The 848-nt window shown below is 64.5% G+C and carries 2 protein-coding genes; both read right to left on the bottom strand.

Features of this window, described 5'->3' with window-relative positions; all coding sequences use genetic code 11:
• Positions 1-12: 12 nt before the first annotated feature.
• Positions 13-501, bottom strand: coding sequence for an IS5 family transposase (locus ACSVC7_RS32710; protein ID WP_483509188.1), 489 nt, complete (start codon positions 499-501; stop codon positions 13-15).
• Positions 396-752 carry an IS5 family transposase gene (locus ACSVC7_RS32705; protein ID WP_483509186.1) on the bottom strand — a complete coding sequence of 119 codons (357 nt, stop codon included), beginning with the start codon at positions 750-752 and terminating at the stop codon, positions 396-398. Before ACSVC7_RS32705 ends, ACSVC7_RS32710 begins: the two co-directional genes overlap by 106 nt.
• Positions 753-848: the final 96 nt, after the last annotated feature.

The raw sequence follows: 848 nt of genomic DNA, 5'->3' as shown, positions 1-848 counted from the left end.
TAGAGCGTGTCGTCAGTTGAGCCAGATGACAGCCGAGACGAGGTAAACGGCGGCCAGAAAGGTGCTGGCAAGCTTGTCGTAGCGTGTGGCAATGGCCCGGAAGCCTTTCAGCTTGTTGAAGAATCGCTCGACGAGATTGCGTTCCCGGTACAAGGCGAAGTCGGTGTCGCGGGCGACCAGCCGATTCGCCTTGGAGGGGATGACGGGGACGATGCCCCTCTCAGCCAAGGCGGCGATCACGGCGTCGCCGTCGTAGGCCTTATCGGCGATGAAGGCTCGGGGAGCGACCTGGGCGAGCAACGGCAAGGCTTGGCTGAAGTCAGAGACTTGACCGGCGGTCAGGGCGAGCGCCACCGGGTTGCCCAAGGCGTCCACGACGGCATGGATCTTGGTCGTCAGCCCACCGCGGGAACGGCCGATGGCTTGCCCGGCCCCCCTTTTTTGCGCGCCCCGGCGCTGTGCTGATGGGCGCGGACGACGGTGGCGTCGAGCATCATGTATTCGTTGTCGCTGTCCTCGGCCAGGGCTTTGAAAAGGCGTTCGAACACGCCGCTTTCGCACCAGCGCCGGTAACGGCGGTGGGTGTTCTTCCAGTCCCCGAAACGGGCGGGGAGATCGCGCCACGGAATGCCGGCGCGGTAGCGGTACAACACCGCATCAACAAACAGGCGGTTGTCCTTCGCCGTCCCGCCGACATGCCCGGGGCGCCCCGGCAAAAAATCCTGGATCCGCTCCCACTGGTCATCGCGCAAAGCATAGCGTCGCATCGGTCGGCCCTCCCGTCAGCCGACGCTCTATGAATCACGCATTCCGCCCGCTGGGAATCCCCTAACTGACGACACGCCCTA

The organism is Azospirillum mesophilum, from assembly GCF_053470405.2.
The sequence above is the reverse complement of the archived record's forward strand: the minus strand, read 5'-3'. Positions and strand labels throughout refer to the sequence as shown.